General features: G+C 71.3%; 25 protein-coding genes and 2 pseudogenes. 15 read left to right on the top strand and 12 right to left on the bottom strand.

Annotated features, from left to right (window positions below):
* The first annotated feature begins 39 nt into the window (after positions 1-39).
* From TN53_RS30420 to TN53_RS49640, 4 genes and pseudogenes are all read left to right on the top strand, one after another.
* Positions 40-1,641, top strand: coding sequence for an ABC transporter permease (locus tag TN53_RS30420; RefSeq protein ID WP_046261966.1), 1,602 nt, complete (start codon positions 40-42; stop codon positions 1,639-1,641).
* Positions 1,641-2,663, top strand: a complete 1,023-nt coding sequence (locus TN53_RS30415; RefSeq protein ID WP_046261935.1) for an ABC transporter ATP-binding protein — start codon at positions 1,641-1,643, stop codon at positions 2,661-2,663. The genes TN53_RS30420 and TN53_RS30415 overlap by 1 nt, the downstream gene beginning before the upstream one ends.
* A gap of 25 nt (positions 2,664-2,688) precedes the next feature.
* Positions 2,689-3,228: pseudogene (locus TN53_RS30410) on the top strand (maleylpyruvate isomerase N-terminal domain-containing protein).
* Positions 3,168-3,485 carry a hypothetical protein gene (locus tag TN53_RS49640; protein ID WP_420719140.1) on the top strand — a complete coding sequence of 106 codons (318 nt, stop codon included), beginning with the start codon at positions 3,168-3,170 and terminating at the stop codon, positions 3,483-3,485. The pseudogene TN53_RS30410 and the gene TN53_RS49640 overlap by 61 nt, the downstream one beginning before the upstream one ends.
* A gap of 70 nt (positions 3,486-3,555) precedes the next feature.
* Here TN53_RS49640 and TN53_RS30405 read toward each other — a convergent pair whose 3' ends face one another.
* The 7 genes from TN53_RS30405 to TN53_RS30375 form a co-directional block, all read right to left on the bottom strand.
* Complete coding sequence (locus tag TN53_RS30405; protein WP_046261934.1) at positions 3,556-4,263, bottom strand: LAETG motif-containing sortase-dependent surface protein; 708 nt, start codon at positions 4,261-4,263, stop codon at positions 3,556-3,558.
* 147 nt (positions 4,264-4,410) lie between these two features.
* Positions 4,411-5,532, bottom strand: a complete 1,122-nt coding sequence (locus TN53_RS30400; RefSeq protein ID WP_046261933.1) for an LOG family protein — start codon at positions 5,530-5,532, stop codon at positions 4,411-4,413.
* A gap of 34 nt (positions 5,533-5,566) precedes the next feature.
* Complete coding sequence (locus TN53_RS30395; RefSeq protein WP_046261932.1) at positions 5,567-5,986, bottom strand: VOC family protein; 420 nt, start codon at positions 5,984-5,986, stop codon at positions 5,567-5,569.
* Between the two features lie 118 nt (positions 5,987-6,104).
* Positions 6,105-7,442, bottom strand: coding sequence for a hypothetical protein (locus TN53_RS30390; RefSeq protein ID WP_046261931.1), 1,338 nt, complete (start codon positions 7,440-7,442; stop codon positions 6,105-6,107).
* Complete coding sequence (locus TN53_RS30385; protein WP_046261930.1) at positions 7,424-8,164, bottom strand: ABC transporter ATP-binding protein; 741 nt, start codon at positions 8,162-8,164, stop codon at positions 7,424-7,426. Before TN53_RS30385 ends, TN53_RS30390 begins: the two co-directional genes overlap by 19 nt.
* A gap of 205 nt (positions 8,165-8,369) precedes the next feature.
* Entirely contained in the window at positions 8,370-9,734 is a 1,365-nt protein-coding gene (locus tag TN53_RS30380) for an aspartate aminotransferase family protein (RefSeq protein WP_046261929.1), read from the bottom strand.
* Between the two features lie 19 nt (positions 9,735-9,753).
* Complete coding sequence (locus TN53_RS30375) at positions 9,754-10,269, bottom strand: Lrp/AsnC family transcriptional regulator (RefSeq protein ID WP_046261928.1); 516 nt, start codon at positions 10,267-10,269, stop codon at positions 9,754-9,756.
* Between the two features lie 170 nt (positions 10,270-10,439).
* Here TN53_RS30375 and TN53_RS30370 point away from each other — a divergent pair, with 170 nt between their 5' ends.
* A complete protein-coding gene (locus tag TN53_RS30370) occupies positions 10,440-11,888 on the top strand; it encodes a gamma-aminobutyraldehyde dehydrogenase (RefSeq protein WP_046261927.1) in 1,449 nt (482 codons plus the stop codon).
* A gap of 166 nt (positions 11,889-12,054) precedes the next feature.
* Here the strand turns inward: TN53_RS30370 and TN53_RS30365 are convergent, their stop codons facing one another.
* A complete protein-coding gene (locus tag TN53_RS30365; RefSeq protein WP_052745335.1) occupies positions 12,055-12,546 on the bottom strand; it encodes a hypothetical protein in 492 nt (163 codons plus the stop codon).
* 119 nt (positions 12,547-12,665) lie between these two features.
* Here TN53_RS30365 and TN53_RS30360 point away from each other — a divergent pair, with 119 nt between their 5' ends.
* The 8 genes from TN53_RS30360 (at position 12,666) to TN53_RS30325 (ending at position 18,324) form a co-directional block, all read left to right on the top strand.
* The gene (locus TN53_RS30360) at positions 12,666-13,319 is read left to right on the top strand and encodes a response regulator transcription factor (RefSeq protein WP_046261926.1); all 654 of its coding nucleotides are present in this window, start codon (positions 12,666-12,668) and stop codon (positions 13,317-13,319) included.
* On the top strand, positions 13,319-14,497 hold the full coding sequence (locus tag TN53_RS30355) for a sensor histidine kinase (protein WP_046261925.1): 1,179 nt from the start codon (positions 13,319-13,321) through the stop codon (positions 14,495-14,497). Before TN53_RS30360 ends, TN53_RS30355 begins: the two co-directional genes overlap by 1 nt.
* Positions 14,498-14,579: 82 nt before the next feature.
* The gene (locus TN53_RS30350) at positions 14,580-15,770 is read left to right on the top strand and encodes a polyamine ABC transporter substrate-binding protein (RefSeq protein WP_046261924.1); all 1,191 of its coding nucleotides are present in this window, start codon (positions 14,580-14,582) and stop codon (positions 15,768-15,770) included.
* A gap of 111 nt (positions 15,771-15,881) precedes the next feature.
* Positions 15,882-16,238 (top strand): hypothetical protein, encoded by a 357-nt coding sequence (locus tag TN53_RS30345; protein ID WP_046261923.1) that lies wholly within the window; start codon positions 15,882-15,884, stop codon positions 16,236-16,238.
* Positions 16,235-16,846, top strand: a complete 612-nt coding sequence (locus TN53_RS30340; protein ID WP_046261922.1) for a class F sortase — start codon at positions 16,235-16,237, stop codon at positions 16,844-16,846. Before TN53_RS30345 ends, TN53_RS30340 begins: the two co-directional genes overlap by 4 nt.
* A complete protein-coding gene (locus tag TN53_RS30335) occupies positions 16,843-17,334 on the top strand; it encodes an RNA polymerase sigma factor (protein ID WP_046261921.1) in 492 nt (163 codons plus the stop codon). Before TN53_RS30340 ends, TN53_RS30335 begins: the two co-directional genes overlap by 4 nt.
* Positions 17,318-17,752, top strand: coding sequence for a hypothetical protein (locus TN53_RS30330; protein ID WP_046261920.1), 435 nt, complete (start codon positions 17,318-17,320; stop codon positions 17,750-17,752). Before TN53_RS30335 ends, TN53_RS30330 begins: the two co-directional genes overlap by 17 nt.
* A gap of 56 nt (positions 17,753-17,808) precedes the next feature.
* Positions 17,809-18,324, top strand: coding sequence for a hypothetical protein (locus TN53_RS30325; RefSeq protein WP_046261919.1), 516 nt, complete (start codon positions 17,809-17,811; stop codon positions 18,322-18,324).
* Here TN53_RS30325 and TN53_RS30320 read toward each other — a convergent pair.
* Positions 18,317-19,465: pseudogene (locus TN53_RS30320) on the bottom strand (serine hydrolase domain-containing protein). The gene TN53_RS30325 and the pseudogene TN53_RS30320 sit on opposite strands and share 8 nt — an antisense overlap.
* A 278-nt stretch (positions 19,466-19,743) precedes the next feature.
* Here TN53_RS30320 and TN53_RS30315 point away from each other — a divergent pair.
* Positions 19,744-21,393, top strand: a complete 1,650-nt coding sequence (locus TN53_RS30315) for an RNA polymerase sigma factor (RefSeq protein ID WP_046261964.1) — start codon at positions 19,744-19,746, stop codon at positions 21,391-21,393.
* Here TN53_RS30315 and TN53_RS30310 read toward each other — a convergent pair.
* A complete protein-coding gene (locus TN53_RS30310) occupies positions 21,375-21,758 on the bottom strand; it encodes a winged helix-turn-helix transcriptional regulator (protein ID WP_046261918.1) in 384 nt (127 codons plus the stop codon). The two genes, TN53_RS30315 and TN53_RS30310, sit on opposite strands and share 19 nt — an antisense overlap.
* On the opposite strand from TN53_RS30310, the gene TN53_RS30305 reads away from it, so the two are divergent.
* Positions 21,757-22,350, top strand: coding sequence for an NADPH-dependent F420 reductase (locus TN53_RS30305; protein WP_046261917.1), 594 nt, complete (start codon positions 21,757-21,759; stop codon positions 22,348-22,350). The genes TN53_RS30310 and TN53_RS30305 overlap by 2 nt on opposite strands.
* 192 nt (positions 22,351-22,542) lie before the next feature.
* On the opposite strand, the gene TN53_RS30300 is transcribed toward TN53_RS30305, so the two are convergent.
* Positions 22,543-23,232 (bottom strand): glycerophosphodiester phosphodiesterase, encoded by a 690-nt coding sequence (locus TN53_RS30300; protein WP_046261916.1) that lies wholly within the window; start codon positions 23,230-23,232, stop codon positions 22,543-22,545.
* Positions 23,233-23,273: 41 nt separating this feature from the next.
* Entirely contained in the window at positions 23,274-24,335 is a 1,062-nt protein-coding gene (locus TN53_RS30295) for an adenosine deaminase (protein ID WP_046261915.1), read from the bottom strand.
* Between the last annotated feature and the right edge of the window lie 285 nt (positions 24,336-24,620).

Here is a 24,620-nt window from a genome sequence, read left to right as displayed (position 1 = left end):
CGCGGGAGCCTCAAGGGGAACGTGACGCGGCTCGGGCTCATGGCCCTGCCCGTCGCGTTCTTCGGGGTCTTCTTCGCCTGGCCCGTCGCCGCGATCGTGGCGCGCGGGCTCAAGGCCGACGGCGCGTGGCAGTTCGGCCGGATCACGGACGTGCTCGCACAGTCCGACATCCGGCACGTCCTGTGGTTCACCACCTGGCAGGCCCTCGCCTCCACCGCGCTCACCCTGCTGATCGCGCTGCCGGGCGCCTATGTCTTCGCCCGCTTCGACTTCCCGGGCAAGCAGATCCTGCGGGCGGTCGTGACGGTGCCGTTCGTGCTGCCGACGGTCGTGGTGGGTACGGCGTTCCTGGCACTGGTCGGGCGTGGGGGACTGCTCGACGAGCTGTGGGGCGTACGGCTGGACACCACCGTGTGGGCGATCCTGCTCGCGCACGTCTTCTTCAACTACGCGGTCGTCGTACGCACGGTCGGCGGGCTCTGGTCACAGCTCGACCCGCGGCAGGAGGAGGCCGCCCGGATGCTGGGCGCCTCGCGCCTCGCGGCCTGGCGGCGGGTGACCCTGCCCGCGCTCGGGCCCGCCGTGGCGGCCGCCGCCCTCATGGTGTTCCTGTTCACCTTCACCTCCTTCGGCGTGGTGCAGATCCTCGGCGGACCGACCTTCTCCACCCTCGAAGTGGAGATCTACCGCCAGACCTCGGACATCTTCGACCTCGCCACGGCCGCGGTCCTCACGATCATCCAGTTCGTGGCCGTCGGCTCGATCCTCGCTCTGCACGCCTGGACCGTACGGCGGCGGGAGACCGCGCTGCGGCTGGTGGACGCGTCCGTGACGGCCCGGCGACCGCGCGGGGCGGGGCAGTGGGCGCTCCTTGCCGGAGTGCTGCTCACCGTCGTCGTGCTCCTGCTGCTGCCGCTCGCCGTGCTCGTGCAGCGCTCGCTCGACGCCCCCGACTTCGGGTACTACCGGGCGCTGACGAAGTCCGACGGGGGAGTGTTCCTGGTGCCCCCGATCGAGGCGATCGGCAACTCCCTGTCGTACGCCGTCGCCGCCACCGCCATCGCGGTGGTGATCGGCGGCCTCGCCGCGGCCGCGCTGACCCGGCGGGACGCGGGGCGGTTCGTACGGGGCTTCGACGCGCTGCTGATGCTGCCGCTGGGGGTGTCCGCGGTGACCGTCGGGTTCGGGTTCCTGATCGCCCTCGACGAGCCGCCGCTGGATCTGCGGGCCTCGTGGATCCTGGTGCCGCTCGCGCAGGCACTGGTCGGTGTGCCCTTCGTCGTACGGACCATGCTGCCCGTGCTGCGGGCCGTGGACCATCGGCTGCGGGAGGCCGCGGCCGTGCTCGGGGCGTCGCCCTGGCAGGTGTGGCGGGAGGTCGATCTGCCCCTGGTACGGCGGGCGTTGCTGATCGCGGCCGGGTTCGCGTTCGCCGTGTCGCTGGGGGAGTTCGGGGCGACCGTGTTCATCGCGCGGCCCGACAACCCGACGCTGCCGGTCGCGGTGGCGCGGCTGCTGGGGCGGGCCGGTGAGCTCAACTACGGGCAGGCGATGGCCCTTTCGACGATTCTGATGGTGGTGTGCGCGGTGGCGCTGCTGGTCCTTGAGCGGCTGCGGACCGATCGGACGGGTGAGTTCTGATGCTGCTGAGCCTCGAGGGCGCGACGGTCCGCTTCGGCGGGCGGGCGGTGCTGGACGGGGTCGACCTGTCGGTCGCCGAGCACGAGATCGTGTGTGTGCTCGGGCCCAGCGGGAGCGGGAAGTCGACGCTGCTGCGGGCGGTGGCCGGGCTGCAACACCTGGACGAGGGACGGGTGTGGCTGGACGGGCGCGATCAGGTGGGGGTGGCCGCGCACAAGCGCGGGGTCGGGCTGATGTTCCAGGATCATCAGCTGTTCCCGCAGCGGGACGTGGGCGGGAACGTGGCGTTCGGGCTGCGGATGCATGGGGCCTCCAAAGTCGAACAGGGCTCGCGGGTAAGGGAGTTGCTCGACCTCGTCGGGCTTCCGGGCGCCGGTCGGCGTGCCGTCGCCTCGCTCTCCGGTGGGGAGCAGCAGCGGGTCGCGCTGGCCCGTGCCCTCGCGCCCCGGCCGCGGCTGCTGATGCTGGACGAGCCGCTCGGGCAGCTGGACCGCTCGCTGCGGGAGCGGCTCGTCGTCGAACTGCGTGAGCTGTTCGGGCGGTTGGGGACGACCGTGCTCGCGGTCACCCACGACCAGGGCGAGGCGTTCGCGCTCGCCGACCGGGTCGTCGTGATGCGGGACGGGCGGATCGCCCAGTCCGGTACGCCCCTTGAGGTGTGGCAGCGGCCCGCGGACGAGTTCGTGGCCCGTTTCCTCGGCTTCGAGAACGTCGTGGAGGGCATGGTCGGCGGAGAGGCCGCGGACACGCCGTGGGGCAAGCTGCCGGTCCCCGTGGACTCCGCTCAGGGCCCGCGGAGTCTGCTGGTGCGGCCCGCGGGCGTGCGGCTCGTGGGCGCCGACGAGGGGCTGCCCTGCACGGTCGCCGCCCGCACGTTCAAGGGCACGCATGTCGCCGTACGACTGCGGCCGGAGGGGGACGCGCCGCGCCTTGAGGCGGCGTGCGCCCTGCGGGAGGCGCCGGAGGTCGGGGACCGGGTCGGCGTGGAGTTCGACGCGGCCGAAATCGTCGTGCTCGGCTGATCCAGGGCCCCCTAGGGTGCGGGGCATGACGCTGCTCGCCCATGACCGGTACTGCGACGAGATCGCCCACCAGGTCGGCCTGCTGAGGTCCGTGGTGACCTCGGGTGCAGATCTGTCCGGCACCGTGCCGACCTGCCCCGACTGGTCGCTGGAGCAGTTGGTACGGCACGCCGGTGGGGCCCTGCGCTGGTGGAGCTGATGGTGCGCACCAGGGCCGAGGCCGAAGTCCCCGACGAACAGGTGCCCTTGGGGGGCGGGGCCCGAGGCCACGGGAGACGCCGCCGCGCTGGACGCGTGGCTCGCCGAGACCGGCGAGATGCTCGTCGGCACGCTCCGCAAGGCCGGGGCGGACACGGAGGTGTGGGCCTGGGCCGGGATTCCCACCTCGGGCTTCTGGGCCCGCCGGATGACCCACGAGCTCACGGTCCACCGCGCCGACGCCACCCTCGCCGCAGGGCTGCCCTACGAGGTCGCGCCCGACATCGCCGCCGACGCGATCGACGAATGGCTGCAGTTGTGGAGTTCGCGCAGCGGACCATGCCGCATGTCGAGGCTGGGGAGCTGAGGGGCGCGGGGCGCAGCATTCAACTGCACGCCACCGACGGCGCTCCCGCGCTCCGCGCCGAGTGGTTTGTCGAGCTCACCGACGACGTCATCGTCTGGCGGCGCGGGCATGAGAAGGCGACGGTCGTGCTCAGGGGTCCGCTGACCGCCGTACTGCTCGCCTTCTACCGTCGACTGCCGCTGGACGGGCCGGAGTTGGAGGTGCTCGGTGAGCGGGAGCTGCTGGAGTTCTGGCTGGAGCGGGCCACGTTCGGGTGACGGTCCCCCGACACGACTGCGGCCCGTCCCCTGACGAAGGACGGGCCGCAGCCGTACTGCTCACGAGACGTCAGCGGGTGTTGCTCGCCCCACGACGACGCATGCCGAAGAAGACCGCGCCGCCACCGATGGCGACCAGGGCCGCCGCGATGCCGGCGATGACACCGGTGTTGGAGTTCGCACCGGTCTCGGCGAGGTTGGAGTCACCGGCCGCGGGGGTCGGCGCGTTGCTCGGCGAGGACGCCGGGGCGGTGCTCTCGCTCTCGGAGGCCGACGGGGTCGGGCTGGGGCTCTCCTCCTCGGCCGGCGGGGTGGCGGAGTCCGACGGGGACGGGGTGGCCGTCGGGGTCGGGGACTCCTCCTCCGGCTTGCAGGCCGTGGAGGGGGTGGTCAGGTTCGGCTTGATGTCCTCGCCCTTGATGTAAGGCAGGGCTTCGACGTGGATGCGGTACTCCGCGTTGGGCGCCCAGTCCTCCTCGAAGGTGATGGTCGTGCCGTCCTTGGAGCCCTTCACCGTCTGCTCGCCGACCTTGCGGACGTCGGCGTTGTTGTCCACCAGATACACGGAGACGGTGGCCTCGACGCCGGCCTTGTCGACGTCGGTGACGGTGATGACGCCGTTCGTGCCGTCGCACTTGGCTTCGGCGGAGAACTCGTTGATGTTGCATGCCAGCGCATTGCCGGCGGCGCCGAGCGCGAGCGCGGCCGAGGCGGAGGCGACACCGAGGATGCGCACGGAACGTGCGACGGTGCGGCGGGATATGGACAGAACTGCCACGTTTGTCCTTTACGGGATGCGCAAATGCGGGGGGTTGAGGGAGAAGTGATGTGACATCACGATCCCCACGAGACTCACAGGTTTATAAGCGTGACGTAAGTAGTGTCAACGTGTAGACGCGTCCTGGGCGTTGCCTTTGCCGTCTTATTAACCACCAAGACGTTTCAACGCCTCGGGAGCCTCCTCGATTCGGTCAACCAGGGCGATTCGCGACTCCATCGACCGCTCCCGGGCAAGTGACCGCAACAACGGCCACGTGGGCAGCTTCTCGGTCCAGTGCGCTCGGTCGACGAGCACCATCGGCGTCGGCTCGCCGCGTGACTCGTAGTAGTTGGGCGTCGCGGTGTCGAAGATTTCCTGTACGGTGCCGGCGGCGCCCGGCAGGAACACCACACCAGCGGTGGAGCGGGCCAGCAGTCCGTCCTCGCGGGTGGCGTTGGCGAAGTACTTGGCGATGTGCGAGGCGAAGGGGTTCGGCGGCTCGTGGCCGTAGAACCACGTCGGGATACCGACGGAGGTGCCGCCCCGCGGCCAGCGGGTGCGCACCTCGAAGGCGGCCGCCGCCCAGTCGGTGATCGAGGGCGTGAACTTCGGTGCTTTGGCGAGGAGTTGCAGAGTCTCGGTGAGCATCTCGTCGTCGAAGGGGGCGGCATACGCGCCCAGGTTCGCCGCCTCCATCGCGCCCGGACCGCCTCCGGTGGCGACCGTGAGGCCGGCGCGGGTCAGCTCGCGGCCGAGCCGTGCGGCACCGGCGTAGGCCTCCGTGCCGCGGCCCATCGCGTGGCCGCCCATCACGCCCACGACCCCTGTGTCCCTGAGGAGTTCGTCGAGCGCGTCCGAGACCGCGTCGTCGTGGATCGCCCGCAGCATCGAGGCGAGTATGTCGCCGTCGGCCTTGGTCTGCTGGAACCATGCGTACGCACGGGCGTCGAGCGTCTCCTCGTAGCCCTTGCCGAGCCCCGCGAAGAGTTCGTCCGGCGAGTAGAGGAGGCCGCGGTACGGGTCGAACGGCAGGTCCGGGACGGGCGGGAAGACCATCGCGCCGTCCGCGCGGATCTTGGCGGCCGCGTCCTCGCGCATCGGGCAGCCGAGGAAGATGGCGCCCTTCGTGTCCGTGGCGAGCAACTCCCGTGTGCGGTCCGTCAGATCGACGGCCTGGACGCGGAAACCGGCGAGAGTGCCGCGGGCCGAGACCGTGGCGTCGAACTCGTCGAGGCTCTCGATCTCGCGGTCGTCGTGGTGGGCCGCATGGGCGGGCATCGTCTGCACCCGCCCATGCTGGCACAGCTCCTGCGGCGGGCGTTCAGCCCCCGATCGCGGCCGGGTCCATCCACACGACCTCCCAGGTGTGGCCGTCGAGGTCGTCGAAGGCGCGGCCGTACATGAAGCCGGGGTCCTGGACCGTGTCCGACACGGTGCCGCCCGCGGCGCCCGCCTTCTCGACCAGTTCGTCGACCTTCTCGCGGCTCTCGGCGCTCAGACAGATCAGCACCTCGCTGGTGGTCGCGGCGTCCGCGATCTCCTTCTTGGTGAAGGTCGAGTAGAACGACTTGGTGAGGAGCATCGCGACGATGGTGTCGCTGATCACCACGGAAGCCGCGTTCTCGTCGCTGAACTGGGGGTTGATCGAGTAGCCGAGCTCCGTGAAGAACTTCTTCGCGGCGTCGAGGTCGTTGACCGGCAGGTTGACGAAGATCATCTGCTGGTACGCGGTGGAGGTCATGTCTGGATCTCTCCCATCGGGGTCGTGGTGTTCGGTGGGTAGACCGGGGCGCCGAGCGGAACTCATCGGCGGTGGTCATTTTTTTCGTACGAGTTTTTCGGCGCGGTCGATGAGGGGGTCAGCGGGCCAGCGGCATCGCCGCGAGCTCGGCGACGAGGAGGGTGAGGGGGCCGAAGAGGGCCAGGATCGCGCCCGCGCGCAGGGCGGCCGCGCTGCGGAGCATGGTCGCGGGGGCGCCCAGGCGCAGGAGGGCGGCGGTGGTGTCCGCGCGGGCGTGTTTCGCCTCCACGGCCGCGGTGAGCAGCGTCGCCACCGTGCAGCCGGTCACCAGGAGGGCGCCGAGGGTGGTGAGGGGGCCGAAGGGGTCGGTGCCGGGGTGACGGAGCTCGGCCATGGCGTAGGTGGCGGAGGCGACCGCGCAGACCACGCCGAGGGGGCGGCCGATGCGGGTCGCTTCCTCCATGAGGACCCGGCCGGCGAGGAGGCGCAGGGCGCCTGGGCGGACCGCTTGCAGGAGGCGGCCGCACAGGTGGGTGAGGCCGGGGCCGGCGAGGGCGAGGCCGGCCGCGGTGAGGAGCCAGCCGAGGAGGACGGGGGTGGGGCCGCCGGGGATGGTGAGGGGGGTTGTCGAGGCTTCCGCCGCATAGGCCCCCACCGCCAGGCCCGCGGCCAGGACCGCGATGCCCCAGGGGAGGTCCTTCGGGGCTTCTCGGGGTGGCTGGGGGACATTGTGGGGGGCCGGATCGTGGGGCTGGTTCTCCGGGGCGGGGGTCTCTGCGGGGATGGGGTCGTCCGTCGGTTCCGGCTGAGGGTCGGCCGCGCCCCCGCGCCGTAGCCGTGAGCCGAACCGTCCGTACGCGCCGAACGTTTCCCTCGTCCCCGTCCGGCCGTACGCCCCGAAGCGGCCGTAGGACCGTGCGGCCCGCCGGGTCGTGGCCGTGCGGGTGTCCTTCGGGCGGTGTACCAGGGCCACCGCGACCGACGCGATCACCGGGACCAGGCCCAGCAGGGTCAGGGCCGCGGGCAGGGGCAGGGAGGCGTCCGCCGCCAGGAACTCCGCTGCCGCGCCGTCGAAGGGCATCCCTGTGAGGTCGCCTCGCAGGTGGAGGAAGAAGAGCAGGGCCAGCATCGAGCCCAGCGTGCAGGAGAGGGCCGTGGTCGCCGCCGAGACCGCCATCAGACGGGCGGGGCCCAGGCCGATCGCCGCGAGGCCGGGGCGGGGACGGGTGCCGGGGTCCGTGCGGGCCACCGCCACCGCGAAGTAGACCGTCGCCGCCAGTGGTGTCAGGCACCACGCCAGGCGGAGCAAGGAACCCGTCGGGTCGTCCGGGTGGCTGATCGCGTAGCCGAGGGTGCACAGCAGGAGGAATCCGGTGCCCGCCGCCGCCATGGCCACCAGCAGGCGACGCAGCTGTACGGCCGGCTTGGCACCGCGGGTCAGACGGAGAGCGAGCACGCGGCCCGGCCTTCCGACTCGGCGACCGGGGGGAGATGGACCGTGTTCACCCGGCGGCCGTCCAGGAGCGAGACCGTGCGGTCGGCCAGGGCCGCCGTCTGCGCGTCGTGGGTCGCCAGGACTACGGTGATGCCGTGCGAGCGGGCCGCCGTGGTCAGGGTGCGCAGTACGTGGGCCCGGTCCGCGCGGTGCAGCGGGGCCGTTGGTTCGTCCGCGAACAACACCGTCGGTGCCGGGGCCAACGCCCTCGCGATACAGACCCGTTGGCGTTCCGCCTGGTGCAGTTCGTGCGGGCGCATGCGGGTCTTGTCGCCGATGTCGAGGCGCTCCAGCCACTCCAGGGCGGCGGTCTTGGCGCGACGGCGGCTGGTGCCGCGGAGCATCAGCGGGAGCGCGGCGTTCTCCCAGACGTTCAGCTCGGGGACGAGGACCGGGGCCGGGTCGATCCAGCCGAAGCGGTCGCGGCGCAGGCGTTCACGGGTCATCGGGCCCATCGTGTGGACCGGCACGCTGTTGAACCAGACCTCGCCGCGCTGGGCCGGGACCAGTCCGGACAGACAGTGCAGCAGGGTCGACTTGCCGCTGCCGCGCGGGCCGCTGACGGCGAGGATCTCGCCCTCCTGGATGCCGAGCGAGACACCGCCGAGGCCGGGTGAGCCGTCCTTGTAGGTGAAGTGCAGGGCGCGCGCCCAGAGAACGTCGTTGTCGGGCGGGGCCTGCATACGCGTACACCTCGTTCTGATCCGTTTTCCCTGCGAGTGATCCCCCGTGCGGGGGAACGAAGACAGGGCCGATCGGTCACTGGGCACGCTAGGGAGTCCGCCATGCGAGGTCGGACACACGCGGCCCCGGGCGCCCGTTTCTCACTCGAACGGGCGGCACCGGGGCCGTTGTTGATCATCCAGACGGAAGATCGGTGCGCGAGGGTCAGAGCTTGGTCCACGCCTCCGTCAGCGTCGCGCGCAGGATCTGCTCGATCTCGTCGAACGTCTCCTGGTTGGAGATCAGCGGCGGGGCGAGCTGGACGACCGGGTCGCCGCGGTCGTCGGCACGGCAGTACAGGCCGTTGTCGTACAGCGCCTTGGAGAGGAAGCCGTACAGGACGCGCTCGGTCTCCTCGTCGGTGAAGGACTCCTTGGTCGTCTTGTCCTTCACGAGCTCGATGCCGTAGAAGAAGCCGTTGCCGCGGACGTCGCCGACGATCGGCAGGTCGTACAGCTTCTCCAGAGTGGCGCGGAAGGCGCCCTCGTTGTCGAGCACGTGCTGGTTGAGGCCCTCGCGCTCGAACAGGTCGAGGTTGGCGATGCCGACCGCCGCGGAGACCGGGTGGCCGCCGAAGGTGTAGCCGTGCAGGAAGGTGTTGTCGCCCTTGTAGAACGGCTCGGCCAGCCGGTCGGAGATGACGCAGGCGCCGATCGGGGAGTAGCCCGAGGTCATGCCCTTGGCGCAGGTGATCATGTCCGGGACGTAGCCGAACTTGTCACAGGCGAACGTCGTACCGAGGCGGCCGAAGGCGCAGATCGTCTCGTCCGAGACGAGCAGCACGTCGTACTGGTCGCAGATCTCGCGCACCCGCTGGAAGTAGCCGGGCGGCGGCGGGAAGCAGCCGCCCGCGTTCTGCACCGGCTCCAGGAAGACCGCGGCCACCGTGTCCGCGCCCTCGAAGAGGATCTGCTGCTCGATCTGGTCGGCGGCCCAGCGGCCGTAGGCCTCGGGGTCGTCGCCGTGGATCGGGGCGCGGTAGATGTTGGTGTTCGGGACCTTGTGCGCGCCCGGGACCAGCGGCTCGAAGGGGGCCTTCAGGGCCGGCAGGCCGGTGATGGACAGGGCGCCCTGCGGGGTGCCGTGGTAGGCGACCGCGCGGGAGATGACCTTGTACTTGGTCGGCTTGCCGGTGAGCTTGAAGTACTGCTTGGCGAGCTTCCATGCGGTCTCGACCGCCTCGCCGCCACCGGTGGTGAAGAAGACCTTGTTGAGGTCGCCCGGCGCCTCGTGCGCGAGGCGCTCCGCGAGCTCCACGGCCTTCGGGTGGGCGTACGACCACACGGGGAAGAACGCGAGCTCCTGCGCCTGCTTGAAGGCGGTCTCGGCGAGTTCGGTGCGGCCGTGGCCGGCCTGGACCACGAACAGGCCCGCGAGACCGTCGAGGTAGCGCTTGCCCTTGTCGTCGTAGATGTAGGTGCCCTCGCCCCGGACGATGGTGGGGACCGGGGAGTTCTCGTACGAGGACATGCGGGTGAAGTGCATCCACAGGTGGTCGTACGCGGTCTGGCTGAGGTCCTTGGAGCTCACGGTTATCGGGTCCTCACGGTTATCGGGTTCCCCACATGTAGGTCTGCTTCTTGAGCTTCAGGTAAACGAAGCTCTCGGTGGAGCGCACGCCGGGGATGGCGCGGATGCGTCGGTTGATGACCTCCAGGAGGTGGTCGTCGTCCTCGCAGACGATCTCCACCATCAGGTCGAAGGAGCCCGCGGTCATCACCACGTACTCGCACTCGGCCATGGAGGTCAGCGCGTCGGCCACGGACTCGACATCGCCCTCGACATGGATCCCGACCATCGCCTGGCGCCGGAACCCCACGGTGAGGGGGTCCGTGACGGCGACGATCTGCATCACGCCCTGGTCGAGCAGCTTCTGGACGCGCTGGCGCACGGCGGCCTCGGAGAGGCCGACGGCCTTGCCGATGGCGGCGTACGGCCGGCGGCCGTCCTCCTGGAGCTGTTCGATGATGGCGAGGGAGACGGCATCCAGATGAGGAGTGCCGTTCCTGGACTCGCGGGAGTCCCTGTGCTCTGCGCTTCGACTGGCCACGACCTCACTGTGCACGACGTCTCGATGGTTTCGCAAGGCCACGGCAATGAAATTCGTTGTTTATGGGAGTGAGTACTGCGGATTTCGCAGCCACAGTGCGATCAGGGGTGTTGAAAACGTGGGTGAGGCGATTAGGGTGGGTGTCTCAACCAATGGACAGTTCGACCCGACACAGGAGGCCGGCAGTGAGCACCGAGCCGCGTGGGCTGCGCACCCTACGGAACTACATCGCTGGCGAGTTCCGGGACGCCGCCGACGGACGGACCACCGAGGTGGTCAACCCCGCGACGGGCGAGGCGTACGCGACCGCGCCGCTGTCCGGGGCGGCCGACGTCGACGCCGCGATGGGCGCGGCCGCCGCCGCCTTCCCCGGCTGGCGCGACACCACCCCCGCCGAGCGCCAGAAGGCCCTTCTGAAGATCGCGGACGCGTTCGAGGAGCGCGCCGAGGAACTGATCGCGGCCGAGGTGGAGAACACCGGCAAGCCGACCGGGCTCACGCGGTCCGAGGAGATCCCGCCGATGGTGGACCAGATCCGGTTCTTCGCCGGTGCGGCCCGCATGCTCGAGGGCCGTTCGGCCGGTGAGTACATGGAGGGGATGACCTCGATCATCCGCCGTGAGCCGGTCGGTGTCTGCGCCCAGGTCGCGCCGTGGAACTACCCGATGATGATGGCCGTGTGGAAGTTCGCGCCGGCGATCGCGGCGGGCAACACGGTCGTGCTGAAGCCGTCGGACACCACTCCGGCCTCGACGGTTCTCATCGCCGAGATCATCGGGTCGATCCTGCCCAAGGGTGTCTTCAACGTCGTCACGGGTGACCGTGACACCGGGCGGCTCATGGTCGAGCACCCGACCCCGGCCATGGCCTCGATCACCGGGTCCGTGCGTGCGGGCATGTCCGTCGCCGAGTCCGCGTCCAAGGACCTCAAGCGGGTTCACCTGGAGCTGGGCGGCAAGGCGCCGGTCGTGGTCTTCGACGACACCGACATCGCCAAGGCCGTCGAGGACATCTCCGTCGCGGGCTTCTTCAACGCCGGGCAGGACTGTACGGCCGCGACGCGCGTGCTCGTACAGGAGGGCATCCACGACGAGTTCGTGCAGGCTCTCGCGAAGGCGGCCGCCGACACGAAGACGGGGCAGCCGGACGACGAGGACGTGCTGTTCGGTCCGCTCAACAACCCGAACCAGCTGAAGCAGGTCACCGGGTTCATCGAGCGGCTGCCGGCCCATGCGAAGGTCGAGGCCGGTGGGCACCGGGTCGGGGAGAAGGGGTACTTCTACGCGCCGACCGTCGTGTCCGGGCTCAAGCAGGACGACGAGATCGTGCAGAACGAGGTCTTCGGGCCCGTCATCACCGTCCAGTCCTTCACGGACGAGGACCAGGCCGTCGAGTGGGCCAACGGGGTCGAGTACGCGCTGGCTTCGTCCGTGTGGACCAAGGACCATGGGCGGGCCATGCGGATGTCCAAGAAGCTGGACTTCGGGTGTGTGTGGATCAACACGCACATTCCGTTGGTGGCGGAGATGCCGCACGGGGGCTTCAAGAAGTCCGGCTATGGCAAGGACCTGTCGGGGTACGGGTTCGATGACTACACGCGGATCAAGCACGTGATGACTTCGTTGGACGCGTGACGCTCCGCTGGGGGAGCCGTTTTCGGCTGCGGGTCCGTTGTGGCTGGTCGCGCCCACGCGGCGGAGCCGCAAATTGACACAGCCCCGCGCCCCTAGGTGGGTTGCAGTAGCCCCGCGTGGAGATGAACTCCCATTCGGGGCCACTGCGTTTCCCCCTCCTTGGTGTTCAGGCCTTCTCTATGTGCTTGCGGAGCCCTGGGAGTTCGTCTTCGCCCGGGTGGCCCGGCAGGTCCGGTGGGCGGATCGTGTCCGGGGTCTTCGGGAGGGTGAGGCCCGCCTCCTTCAGGATCGGGGCGCACTTCTTGGTCGCCTTGCGGTAGGCCCTGCCGAGCAGGGTCGGTTCGTCGCCCTTCTCGAGCTTCATCCGTACCTGCAGACGGATGCCCCCGTCCTCGCCCTTCTCCGCGTGGAAGTCGGGGAAGACCGTCTGGCCCTCGCCGCGCATGCACGCGGCGAACTCGTCGTTTGCCTCGTTGAGGTCGTCCGGGGCGTTCTCGGTGGGCTCGTAGCCGATAGCGAGGCCCGGTCGTGCGCGGGGCGGGTCGTCGGTGGATTCGGAGGCGGTCGCCGCCGACGCGCTGACCGTGCCGAGGGTGAGGGCCGTGATCGCGGCCAGGGCGAGGGCGAGCCGCCGTGGTCGGGGCGACAGAGCGGGCATGTGTTCCTCCGGTCGGTGCAGGGAGTTGCTCACGGCCCTCAGCCAACCGCCGACGTGGTTACAGCACGGGAACGGCCGCCCTTACCGCCGTGTAACCCCCTGCCCGCGACACTGAGCGCATGCGTGTGCTGGTGGTCGAGGACCACGAAGAGCTCGCCGAGACCGTCGCTTCGGGGCTGCGCCGGGAGGGGATGGCGGTCGACCTCGCCTTCGACGGACCGACCGCGCTGGAGCGCGCCCAGGTCAACGGCTATGACGTCGTCGTGCTCGACCGTGACCTGCCCGGCGTGCACGGGGACCAGGTCTGCCGGACGCTCGCCGAGGGCGGCAGCCGGGCGCGGGTGCTGATGCTGACTGCGTCGGGAACGGTGGCCGACCGTGTGTCGGGGCTGGGCCTGGGGGCCGACGACTATCTGCCCAAGCCCTTCGCGTTCACCGAACTCGTCGCCCGCATACGGGCCTTGGCGCGGCGTGCGCAGCCCGCGCTGCCGCCGGTCCTGGTCCGCGGGGAACTGCGGCTCGACCCCGCCCGGCGTACCGTCACCCGGGCCGGGGGCCAACTGCCGCTCAGCCCCAAGGAGTTCGCGGTACTCGAACTCCTCATGGCCGCGCAGGGCGGGGTCGTCTCCGCGGAGGAGCTGCTCGAACGCGCCTGGGACGAGGCCGCGGACCCCTTCAGCCAGACTGTGAAGGTCACGGTGAGCCGGCTGCGGCGGAAGCTGGGCGAGCCGCCGCTGATCGAGACGGTCGAGCGGGCCGGGTACCGGCTCTGATGCGGCTCCCGACTTGGCGGGTACGCGGCCCGCACAGCATCCGGTGGCGGCTCACCCTGCTCTACAGCGTGCTGTTCGTCGTCGCCGGGGCGGTGCTGCTGGCCTTCACCTATGTGCTCGTGGCCAACTCCGAGCCGTCCCTCACCGCGGGCTCGCCACCACGGCTGACCGAGCGGTCCGAGGGTCCAAGCACGCCGGACCCGCCCACGGTCGCGTCGTACGTCGAACAGCGGCTGTCGGTGCAGCGCTCCGAACAGCTGCACGAGCTGCTGATCGAATCGGCCCTGGCGCTGGCGGTGATGACCGTCTTCTCGCTGGCCCTGGGCCGGCTGATGGCCGGGCGGGTCCTGGACCCCCTGCGCACCATGACCGCGGCCACCCGCCGTATCTCCGCCGACAATCTGCACGAGCGGCTCGCAGTGGCCGGACCCGACGACGAGCTGAAGGCGATGGCGGACACCATCGACGCCGTACTCGCGCGCTTGGAGGGCGCGTTCGATGCGCAGAAGGCCTTCGTCGCCAACGCCTCGCACGAGCTGCGTACCCCGCTCACCCTCCAGCAGGCCGTCGTCGACGTGACCCTCGCGGACCCCGACGCCTCCGTCGAGACGCTGCGGGCGGCGCTGCTTCGGGTGCGGGCGGCGGGGGAGGAGCAGGAGCGGATGATCGACGCCCTGTTGACCCTCGCCCGAAGCCAACAGGGCTTGGAGCGGCAGGAGTTCGTCGACCTCGCGGCGATGGTGCGGGAGCGGTTGCCGGAGGCGGGGGTGCGGGTGGAGGCCCGGCTGGAGCCCGCGGCCGTGCTCGGGGATCCGCAGCTCATCGAGCGGCTGGTCGTCAACCTCACCGACAACGCCGTGCGGCACAACCTGGCGGAAGGCGAGGGGAGTTGGGTGCGTGTGTGGACCGGCGTGGACGTCATGGGCCGACCTGGTCTGCGGATCGAGAACAGCGGGCCGGTCATCCCGGCGGACCAGGCGGCCGGGCTGTTCCAGCCGTTCCGGTGCCTCGGGCCGGAGCGGGTACGCAAGCGGGCCGGGCTCGGGCTCGGCATGTCCATCGTCGCGGCCGTCGTCGCCGCGCACGGCGGCTGGGTGCGGGCCACCACCCGCCCGCAGGGGGGACTGACGGTGGAGGTCGGTCTGCCGCCGTCGGCTCCCGCGCTCCCCGGCGGCTGATCGACACAGTGTCCGCCACCTGTTCCATGGCTCGACGCAGCGTCGATTGTCCGGCCACAGGTGCGCGCGGCATGCTGCCGGAATGGCCCTCCCACTGCAGAAGCCCCGGCTCACCCGCCGCTCCCTGCTGCGCGCGCTCGGCGGTGGCGCGGCGCTGGGCGCCCTCGCCGGGTGCGGGGTGCCCGCCGCGTACGTGTCCGCCGGTGACCGTGCCGTCCCCGACCGGTCCGCCACCGACAGGCGGCTGACGTGGGCGAACTGGCCGCTCTACATCGACACGGACGACGACGACTCGACGAAGCGGCCGACGCTTGCCGCCTTCGGGAAGAAGACGGGGATCACCGTCGACTACGTCGAGGAGATCAACGACAACGACGAGTTCTTCGGCAAGATCAGCCCCGCGCTGATGAACCATCAGCAGACCGACCGCGATCTGATCGTCATCAGCGACTGGATGTGCGCCCGGTTCGTCCGGCTCGGCTGGGTCCAGGAGATGGAACGGGCGAACCAGCCCAACGTCACGAAGTACCTGGACCCGCTGCTGAGGTCGCCCGCCTTCGACCCGGGCCGCACGTTCACGGTGCCGTGGCAGTCGGGCATCACCGGCATCGCGTACGACCACCGCAGGCTGGGCCGCGAGATACGGAGCGTCAAGGACCTCTGGGCGAGCGACCTCAAGGGCCGGGTGACCCTGCTCTCCGGGCTCGACGAGGCGTTCGCACTGCTCATGCAGGGCAACGGCGTCGACATCAGGAAGTGGAAGGCGGCCGACTTCGACAAGGTCTGCGACCAGGTCGAGCAGCACGTCCGCAGCGGCCAAATCCGCCGCTTCACCGGCAACGACTACACCAAGGACCTCGTCACCGGCGACGTCCTGGCCTGCCAGGCGTACTCCGGCGACGTCGTCCAGCTGCAGGCCGACAACTCCGACATCCGCTTCGTGGTCCCCGAGGAGGGCGCCGAGCTGTGGTCGGACTCCCTGATGGTCCCCGACCGCGCCCTGCACAAGGCGAATGCCGAGCGGCTGATCGACTACTACTACGAGCCCGAGGTCGCCGCCGAGCTCGCCGCGTGGGTCAACTACGTCTGCCCGGTCCCGGCGGCCCGGGAGATCCTTGCCGCGTCCGACGACAAGGACACCGCGGAACTCGCCGGGAACCCGCTGATCTTCCCCGACGACGAGATGCGTGAACGGCTCGTGATCGCAAGGGACATCACGGCGGAGGAGCGGGTGGGGTTCGCGAAGCGGTGGAACGCCATCGTGGGGTTGTAGGCCGCCCCTCCACGGCTTTGCCATCTCTTTACAACCTCCTCGGTCGCTGCCTCGTCTCTCCGCTCGATCCGTCCCGCACCCCGCGGGCGGACCGACGAAAGAGAGCGATTGATGCGCCGAACCGGCCTCAGTGCCCTGGCCCTCGCGTGCGCCGCCGTACTGGCGGGCGCGGTGCCCGCGTTCGCCGACGAGACCGCGACCCCAAGCGCCGTCCCCAGCGCCACGACCGCTCCGAGCGCGGCGCCGAGCGGGTCCACCGACCCCAGTGCCGAACCGACTGCCGCTCCGACCGAGGCGCCGGCCTCGGACCAGGTCTCCGTCGTGCCCAGCGGGGCGCCCGACACCGGCGTGGCCTCGTCCGGGTCCGGCGGCACGGGCGCGCTGGTCGGCGGGGGCGCCGCCTCGGCCGTCGTCCTGGGCGGCGGGGCCGTCCTCCTCGTACGACGTCGGCGGGCGACCGGCGCATGAGCCCGCTCTCCAGGCGCGCGTTCACCGCGGCGGCGCTGACCACGCTGCTCTCGGGGTGCGGCGGCCCGGGGGCCACGAGCGGGAAGACCACGACAGAGGGCCGCGCCTCCCGTACGCCGTCGTCCACCAAGGCAGCCACTCCGCTGGGCCGTTCGGTTCCGGTGCGGCTGCGGATACCGGAGATCGGGGTCGACACCCCTGTCATGCGGCTGGGGCTGACCCCGGACGGCACGGTGCAGGTGCCCCCTGTCACCGCGCACGACCGGGCCGGCTGGTACGAGCACTCGCCGACGCCGGGGCAGACCGGGCCGTCGGTGCTCCTCGGCCATGTCACGGTCGGCTCGTACGGGGACGGGGTCTTCCGGCGGCTGGGGGAACTGCGCCGGGGTGACCGCGTCGAGGCGCGCCTGGAGAACGGCGGCACGGCGGCCTTCGCCGTCACCGAGGTCCGTACGGTCGACAAGGCCGATTTCCCGGCCGGGGCCGTGTACGGGAACGTCGACCGGCCCGAGTTGCGTCTCATCACCTGCGGCGGACCCCGGACCGGTGCCGGGTACCGCGACAACGTGATCGTCTTCGCCGCGTCCATCTCTGCAGGAGAACGTTGAAACGGTCCCGAGAGAGGGCGGCGTCCGAGCTGTTCGCCGCCCTCTACCCACGCCTCGCCGGCTGGTGCCGCCGGCTCGTCGACGACGACGAGACGGCCCACGAGATCGCCTCGGAGGCCTTCACCCGGCTGTGGGCACGCTGGACGGCCGTGGAGGAACCGCGCGGGTTCCTCTACGTCACTGCGGCGAACCTCGTCCGTGATCACTGGCGCAAGCTGGAGCGCGAGCGCCGGGCCGTGCGCCGGGCCGGCAACGAGGCCGCGGTGAGCCCGTACAACGAGCAGGCCGACCCCGCCGTACGACTGCTCGTCCAGTCCCTGCCCGAGCGACTGCGCGTCCCGATCCTGCTCCACTACTACGCTGACATGCCGATCCGAGAGGTGTCCGTGCTGACCGGACGCAAGGAAGGAACCGTCAAGGCCGACCTCCACGCGGCCCGCGAACTGCTCCGCGCCCACCTGAGGAGAAGCCTTGATCACGCGCCCTGACGACGACCCGGACCTCGACCCGGACGACCCGCTCACCATCCTGCTGCGGCCCCCCGCCGACCACCTCGGCCCGCCCCTCGGCCGCTACGAGGCGATCCGCCGCGGCGCGACCCGGCGCAAGCTGCTGCGCGCGGCGGCCGGAACCGCCGTGGTCTGCGGTCTCGCCGCCGCCGTCCTGCTGCCGCTCAGGCTGTCGACGTCCGAGGCCCCCGCGTCCCCGACGGTCCCGCTCGCACCGCCACCCGCGAGCAGTTCCCCGACTGCGCCGCCCTCGACCCTGCCCCCTTCGGACGGGCAGCCGTCGGCCGTGCCGTCTTCGCCGGCGACGTCGGTACCCGTCAACCCCGGCACCCCCTCGGCCTCGCCGTCCGCGGCGCCCACCGCCACCGCTGAGCCGACGCCCACGGAGCACCCGTAGAAGCGGCCGCCGAAAGATGTTTTGAACATGTTCAATTCCAGGCGTACGCTCCTGCCATGAGCGACAGAGCCGCCCTGCTCAAGGGCATTCGCGCCTGGTTGGTCCTGTTCGTCGTGTGCCTCGTGCTCAGCGGCGCCACCGCCTTCCCTCTCGTCCACGAACTGCGCTGGACCGAGGACCTGTTGCGGCACCTGCCCACCCCCGACCCCCTGATGGACTGGATCGTGCGGGTCCGCCAGGGCCTCGACACCGCCGACACCGACTACCCCTTCCTCCTCTACGGCACCGACTGGCTGGCCTTCGCGCACCTCGTCATCGCGGTCGCCTTCTACGGCGCCTACCGCGACCCCGTCCGCAACATCTGGGTCGTCGAGTTCGGGATGATCGCCTGCGCCGGGATCATTCCGCTCGCGCTGATCTGCGGGCCGATCCGGGGGATCCCGTTCTGGTGGAGCGTGATCGACATGTCGTTCGGGGTGTTCGGGGTGATCCCCCTGTACGTCGTCCGCGGGAAGATCAAGCGGCTGGAGGCGCTCACCCCGGGCAACGCCCGGGCCGTGCCCGCTACTTGACCGCGGCCATGATGATCCCGGTGACGACCGGGTTCGCGTCCGCGCTCTTCGCGTCGGTGGCGTTGACCGAGTAGGCGACGGTGCGGCTGAGGTCCTTGGTGGCGGCGATCGCCGAGCTGTAGCCGTACCGGCCGCCGGACTTGACCCAGTAGACCGTCCCCTCGGTCTCGAAGCGCTGGAGGCCGCCCGCGCTGTAGCTCGCGCCGGTGACGTCCGTCGGGACCGCGAACACCTCCTTCATCCGGGACTTCGGCACGATCCGCCCCTGGAAGAGCGCGGTGATCAGCCGTTCCAGGTCCGCGGTCGTGGAGATCATGTCCCCGGCCGCGAACCGGTCCGCCTGGTTCCACTCCGTGACGTCCAGGAACCCGGTGGTCCCGTCCGCCCGCTCCACCCTCTGGTAGCCGAGGTTGTGCGGGCCGCGTATGCGGGGGTCGGTACCCGGGAAGTAGGTGTCCCGCATTCCGGCCGGCGCGAGCACCAGTCGGGTGGCCTCGGAGGCGTACGGGCGCCCGGTCACCCTCTCGATCAGCAGACCGAGGAACGTGTAGTTGATGTTGAGGTAGTGCTGCTGCTACCCCGGGCAGAACTCCGGCTCCTTCGCGCCCGCCGACGCGGCGACCCGCTGCGGGGCGAGCGTGTCGAAGCGGTGGGCGTACACCTCCTCGAACGTGTCGCCGAGGCCGTCGCCGGCCGGGATGCCGCTGGTGTGGTCGAGCAGCCGCCGTACGGTGATGGGCCGGAACTGCCTGCCCAGCAGGCCGGGCAGGTAGTGCTGAACCGGCTTGTCCAGGTGGATCCGTCCCTCGGCCGCCAGGCGCAGCACGGCCGCCGCCGTCACCACCTTGGTCGTCGACCCGGCCCGGAACCGCGCGTCCGGGTCCGCCGCCCGGCCGCTGGCCAGGTCGTGCACGCCCGAGCTGCCGCGCCAGCTGCCGCCGCACCCGCCGACCCGGACGAGCGCGGCGGTCGCGTCCGTGTTCGGGAGCCCGGTGAGCGCGGCGCTCAGGGCCTTGGCGTCCGGCGCGTCCGAGGCGCACTCGGAGGCGGCCGGCGCCGCGGCGAAGGCGGGGGCCGCGAGGGGTCCGGCCGCGAGGGCGAGAGCCAGGGAGAGGGTGACGACAGACGTACGGGTGCGCATCTGATGCTCCAAGCGATCGGTGTGGTGATCATCGTCTGCCGGTTCACGCCCGCCGGGATCGTCGGCGAGGAGGGCACCGCACCCTGGCGGAACCCTGAGCAACTTCCTTGCTCAGTAAGGGGGTTGTGCGGGCTCGCCCCTAAGGGAGGCCCCGGCGCGCGAAAAACTGTTATCCCGGAAGCCTTCACTCCGTCTCCACGCTGTGATCTCCGGCATAGCCAGGACCCCGGGGCCGCCTGAGAGGGTGCGTGCAGAACCGAACCGAGGGACGGAACGACGTGGACACGCGGCAATGGCGCGACACCATCGCGGCCGCGCAGGCCGGTGACCGGCATGCGCTGGACGACCTCGTCGCGGGCTGGCTGCCGCTGGTCTACAACATCGTCGGCCGCGCCCTGAACGGTCACGCCGACGTCGACGACGTCGTCCAGGAGACCATGCTGCGGGCCGTCGACAACCTCGGTGCGCTGCGCGACCCGGACAGCTTCCGGTCCTGGCTGGTGGCCATCGCCATGCGCCAGATACGGGACCGGGCCCGGCGCCGCACGGCCCCCGCCCCGCTGGCGGAGGCCACCGCGAGCGACGCCGCCGACTTCGCCGAACTCACCGTCCTCAGGCTCCAGCTGGAGGGCCAGCGGCGCGAGGTCGCGGAGGCGGTGCGCTGGCTCGACGACGAGGACCGGCAGCTGCTGTCGCTGTGGTGGCTGGAGGTCGCGGGCGAGCTGACCCGGCGCGACCTGGCGGCCGCCGCCGGTATCAGCAGACAGCACGCCGCGGTGCGCGTCCAGCGGCTCAAGGAGCGCGTGGAGACCGCGCGCGGCATCGTGCGGGCCCTCGACGGCGCCTGCCCGGACCTGCGAGAACTGACCGGCCGCTGGAACGGACGGCCCGACTCCGTCTGGCGCAAGCGGCTGGCCCGGCACATCCGGGGTTGCGGCTACTGCGGGGACACCCGCGAGGCCGTCGTACCGGCGGAACGCCTGCTCGTCGGTATCGCCCTCGTCCCGCTCCCCGTCGGCTTCACCCTCTCCCTGGCCTTCGGCGGCAAGACGGCGGCAGCGGCGGCGGGGGCCGCCTCCGTGGGCTGGTCCGCCAAGGCGATGGCCGCGCTCACCCAGCCCTTCGTCGCGGTGACGGCGGGGGCGACGATCGTGGCGGGCGGTGCGTACGTCGTCACGCAGGCCCCGGACAGCCCGCCGCCGCGCGTGGTCGCCAGTCCCACGGCGGCGAGCACGGCCCGCCCACCGGTGACGATCTCCCCGTCGGCGACGCCGTCACTGTCACCGTCCCCCACACCGAAGAAGGTCGATCTCTACGGCACGGTCGTCGACACCGTCGACCGGGCCCCCGACCCCGACGCCCGGCCCGCCGCCCTGCCGCACCGCCCCGAGTCCGGCATCACCAGCACCTGGGGCGCGAAGGCCGTCATGCAGCACCGCGGTGAGACAGTGACGCTGAGCGGGCAGGGATACGTGCTGGTGCGCTGGCAGATCGCCCCGCAGGACCGGCCGGGCGGCCTGACCATGCCCACCTGGACCGGTCTCAAGGGCAGGCTCTTCCATGTCGCCTCGGGTGGCGGCCGCCGCATGGACGACGCCACCGGCCCCGACACCACCGGCATGGGCGGCCCGGACACCGGATACACGGTGCTGCCGAACGGCACCCAGCAGATGTGGCAGAACGAGTACTTCTATCTCGACGGCAGCGTCGACCTGACCGTGAACGAACGCGGCGCCTCCTACGGCCTGACCGTCTTCCCCTCCAGCTGGGAGGCGGCGGACAAGGACGTCAACTACGGCCCCCCGCAAGGCGCGATCCGCTACGGCCTGGTCCGCGACAACGGCAAGGACACGGCGCCGGTACCGCAGTACGTCACCCGCGAGAGCCCCGCCGATCCGGCGACGGTGGCTCAGCGCTCCCGCGTGTAGCGGTCCTGCGCCTCCATCACCTCGTCGCCGTGCTCGAAGGCCCAGGCGCCGAAGGCGTCGATCGGGGCGAGCAAGGTCCGTCCCAGGCCGGTGAGTTCGTACGCGACACGGGCTCCCTCGGACGCACGGCGATGGACCAGCCCGTTGAACTCCAGCCGCCGCAACGTCTCGGTGAGCACCTTCTGACTGATGCCGCCGATGCGGTCCTTCAGCTCCCCGTGGCGCACGGGACCGTCCCTCAGCGCCCAGAGCACCACGGCGTTCCAGGTGTTGGAGAGGAGGTCGAAGGCGAGGCGGGCGCGGCAGTCGGCGAGGTACGTCACATACCGAATGGTGCCCGAGCGGCTCCCTACAGTCCTGCCCATGCGAATAGGGATTCTCGGTACGGGCGCAATGGCGGACGCGCTGGGCACGCAGTGGCGGCGCGCGGGGCACGAGGTGGTGGCCGGGAGCCGGTCGCGGGGAGGGGTGCGGGAAGCGGCCGGGTTCGGGACGGACGCGGTGCTGCTCGCGGTGCCCTACGAGGCGGCGGTGGACGTCGTCGCGGGACTCGAAGGGGTGCTGCGCGGACGGGTGTTGATCGACTGCACCAATCCGGTGGGCCATCCCGGCTTCAGGCTGCTCACGGCGGGCGGCCCGTCGGCCGCCGAACGGATCGCGGCCGCCGCACCGGCCTCTCGGGTGGTCAAGGCCTTCAACCTCTGCCACGAGGACGTCTGGCGCCTGACCCCGCCGGTCTTCGACGGCCGCCCGCTCGCGGTGCCGCTGTGCGGGGACGACGAGGAGGCCCTGGATGTCGTACGACGACTCGTGCGCGACCTCGGTTGTGAGCCGTTGAACGCCGGAGGGCTGGAACGGGCCGGGCTGGTGGAGGCGACGGCGGCGCTGCTGATCGGCCTGTGGGTGGGGGAGGGAGCGGACGCCCGGGCCATCGCGCCCCCGCTCCAGTGGGCCTAGGGCCCTTCTGACGGATCATCGCGGCGTCGCGACGCCCGGCACGCACTGCCCCACTGCCTGAAGGGCGTGGGGGGACCCTCAGCCGCACGGGGCGAACGGCCAGGTGGCTCCGCCACATGACCCTCCACCCCGCACGGCGATCGCACGCACCGGACGCCGCTCCTCGGCCCACGCTGATCCGTCAGAAGGGCCCTAGGACCCTTCGTCGCGCAGGGCGCAGAGGGCGTCGACGCGGTTCGTGGTGATCGAGTCGACGCCCGCCGCGATGAGACGGCGCATCGAGCGGACCGTGTCGGGGGTCCAGACGGAGACGAGGCAGCCGTCGCGGTGGACGCGTTCGGCGAGGGCCTTGTCGACCAGCCCGAAGCGGTAGTTGAGCCAGCGTGGGCGGACCGCCTCCAGCAGCGCGGGGCGCGGCGGGGCCAGCGACGTCCAGGTCAGGGCGATCTCGGCGGCCGGGTCGGCGGCGCGCACGGCGAGCATCGCGGGGGCGCCCGCGCAGTAGTACACGCGGTCCTCGGCCCCGCCCTCCCGTACGACGTCGACGACCCGGCGGGCCGCCTTCACGTCCGGCGTGCCCGGCAGATCGAGCATCAGCCGGGCCCCTTCGGCCGCCGCCAGCGCCTCGGCCAGCGTCGGCACCCTGCCGTCCGTGAGGCCGCGGACCTCGTCCGACGACAGGGACACGAGCGGCCGGTCGTGCTCCCACAGCCGCTTCAGCGTGCGGTCGTGCAGCAGCACGGGGACGCCGTCCCGGGTGAGGCGTACGTCGATCTCGACGGCGTCCGCGCCCAGTTCGAGCGCGGCACGCAGGGAGTCGAGCGTGTTCTCACGGACGCGGTAGGGGTCGCCGCGATGGGCCACTGCCGTCAGCTTCTGCATGGGCCCATTGTGCTGGTGGCCGGTACCGGTTCGCGGTGGGGTCAGGGCGCGAGCCACGCCGTGGTGTACGCGTCGATCTCGCCCCTGATACGGGCCTTGCCGGGCTCGTCGAGGAAGGACGCCTCGACCGCGTTCTTGGCGAGGTCGGCCAGGCCGCGCTCGTCGAGGTCGAGGAGGCGGGCGGCGACGGCGTACTCGTTGTTCAGGTCGGTGCCGAACATGGGCGGGTCGTCGGAGTTGATGGTGACGAGGACGCCCGCCTTCACGAACTCCTTGATCGGGTGCTCGTCGAGGTGGCGCACCGCGCGCGTGGCGATGTTGGAGGTCGGGCACACCTCCAGGGCGATCCGCTCCTGGGCGAGGTGCGCGAGCAGCTTCTCGTCCTGCGCCGAGCTGGTGCCGTGTCCGATGCGCTCGGCGCGCAGATGGGTCAGCGCGTCCCAGACCGTCTCCGGGCCGGTCGTCTCACCGGCGTGCGGCACCGAGCGCAGGCCGGCCGCGATCGCGCGGTCGAAGTACGGCTTGAACTGCGGCCGCGGTACGCCGATCTCGGGCCCGCCGAGCCCGAAGGAGACGAGGCCCTCGGGGCGCAGGCGGTCGTCGGTGGCGAGCCGTACGGTCTCCTCGGCGGCTTCCAGGCCCGCCTCGCCGGGGATGTCGAAGCACCAGCGCAGCACGGTCCCGAACTCGGCCTCCGCCGCCTTGCGGGCGTCCTCGATCGCGTCCATGAAGGCGCGCTCGTCGATACCGCGGCGGGTCGAGGAGAACGGGGTGATGGTCAGCTCGGCGTAGCGCACCTGCTGCCGGGCCAGGTCGCGGGCCACCTCGTACGTCAGCAGACGTACGTCCTCCGGTGTGCGGATCAGGTCGACGACGGACAGGTACACGTCGACGAAGTGGGCGAAGTCCGTGAAGGTGAAGTAGTCGACCAGGGCCTCGGGGTCGGTCGGGACCTTGGAGTCGGCGTGGCGGGCGGCCAGTTCGGAGACGATCCGGGGGGAGGCGGAGCCCACGTGGTGGACATGCAGTTCGGCCTTGGGCAGCGAGGCGATGAAGGCGTGCAGGTCGCGCGGGACGCTGGGGTCGATGAGGTGCTCGGTCAAGGTTCCTCCCCGGAACGGCGCCCTCGGCCGGCGTGCGGCGGGCGCGGGTGATCGGCTGATCGATGACTCGGGGATCATCGTAGGCCGACCGGGCGGGGGGAGGGACGCTGGTCGTAGCATGACGGGCATACGACGGAGGGGGTCCCGAGCATGTCCGACGAGGCGCGGCAGCCGGCAGGCGAGGCGCACGGGTCGACTCCGTCGGCTTCCGGGGGGCAGCGGGGCGAGGCGGTCGCTTCCGAGGGGGAGCGGGACGGGCTGACGGCTCCGCGGGTGGGGTTGGAC

The sequence above is a fragment of the Streptomyces sp. WM6386 genome, assembly GCF_000972385.1.
In the GTDB taxonomy this organism is placed as follows: Bacteria; Actinomycetota; Actinomycetes; order Streptomycetales; family Streptomycetaceae; genus Streptomyces.
The sequence above is the reverse complement of the archived record's forward strand: the minus strand, read 5'-3'. Positions and strand labels throughout refer to the sequence as shown.

Coding starts and splice junctions, on each gene's coding strand:
- TN53_RS30420 (WP_046261966.1), top strand. CDS start 40: ATGGCCCTGCCCGTCGCGTTCTTCGGGGTCTTCTTCGCCTGGCCCGTC.
- TN53_RS30415 (WP_046261935.1), top strand. CDS start 1,641: ATGCTGCTGAGCCTCGAGGGCGCGACGGTCCGCTTCGGCGGGCGGGCG.
- TN53_RS49640 (WP_420719140.1), top strand. CDS start 3,168: ATGGCTGCAGTTGTGGAGTTCGCGCAGCGGACCATGCCGCATGTCGAG.
- TN53_RS30395 (WP_046261932.1), bottom strand. CDS start 5,986: ATGACCTCCACCGCGTACCAGCAGATGATCTTCGTCAACCTGCCGGTC.
- TN53_RS30385 (WP_046261930.1), bottom strand. CDS start 8,164: ATGCAGGCCCCGCCCGACAACGACGTTCTCTGGGCGCGCGCCCTGCAC.
- TN53_RS30365 (WP_052745335.1), bottom strand. CDS start 12,546: ATGCCCGCTCTGTCGCCCCGACCACGGCGGCTCGCCCTCGCCCTGGCC.
- TN53_RS30360 (WP_046261926.1), top strand. CDS start 12,666: ATGCGTGTGCTGGTGGTCGAGGACCACGAAGAGCTCGCCGAGACCGTC.
- TN53_RS30355 (WP_046261925.1), top strand. CDS start 13,319: ATGCGGCTCCCGACTTGGCGGGTACGCGGCCCGCACAGCATCCGGTGG.
- TN53_RS30350 (WP_046261924.1), top strand. CDS start 14,580: ATGGCCCTCCCACTGCAGAAGCCCCGGCTCACCCGCCGCTCCCTGCTG.
- TN53_RS30345 (WP_046261923.1), top strand. CDS start 15,882: ATGCGCCGAACCGGCCTCAGTGCCCTGGCCCTCGCGTGCGCCGCCGTA.
- TN53_RS30340 (WP_046261922.1), top strand. CDS start 16,235: ATGAGCCCGCTCTCCAGGCGCGCGTTCACCGCGGCGGCGCTGACCACG.
- TN53_RS30325 (WP_046261919.1), top strand. CDS start 17,809: ATGAGCGACAGAGCCGCCCTGCTCAAGGGCATTCGCGCCTGGTTGGTC.
- TN53_RS30305 (WP_046261917.1), top strand. CDS start 21,757: ATGCGAATAGGGATTCTCGGTACGGGCGCAATGGCGGACGCGCTGGGC.
- TN53_RS30310 (WP_046261918.1), bottom strand. CDS start 21,758: ATGGGCAGGACTGTAGGGAGCCGCTCGGGCACCATTCGGTATGTGACG.
- TN53_RS30300 (WP_046261916.1), bottom strand. CDS start 23,232: ATGCAGAAGCTGACGGCAGTGGCCCATCGCGGCGACCCCTACCGCGTC.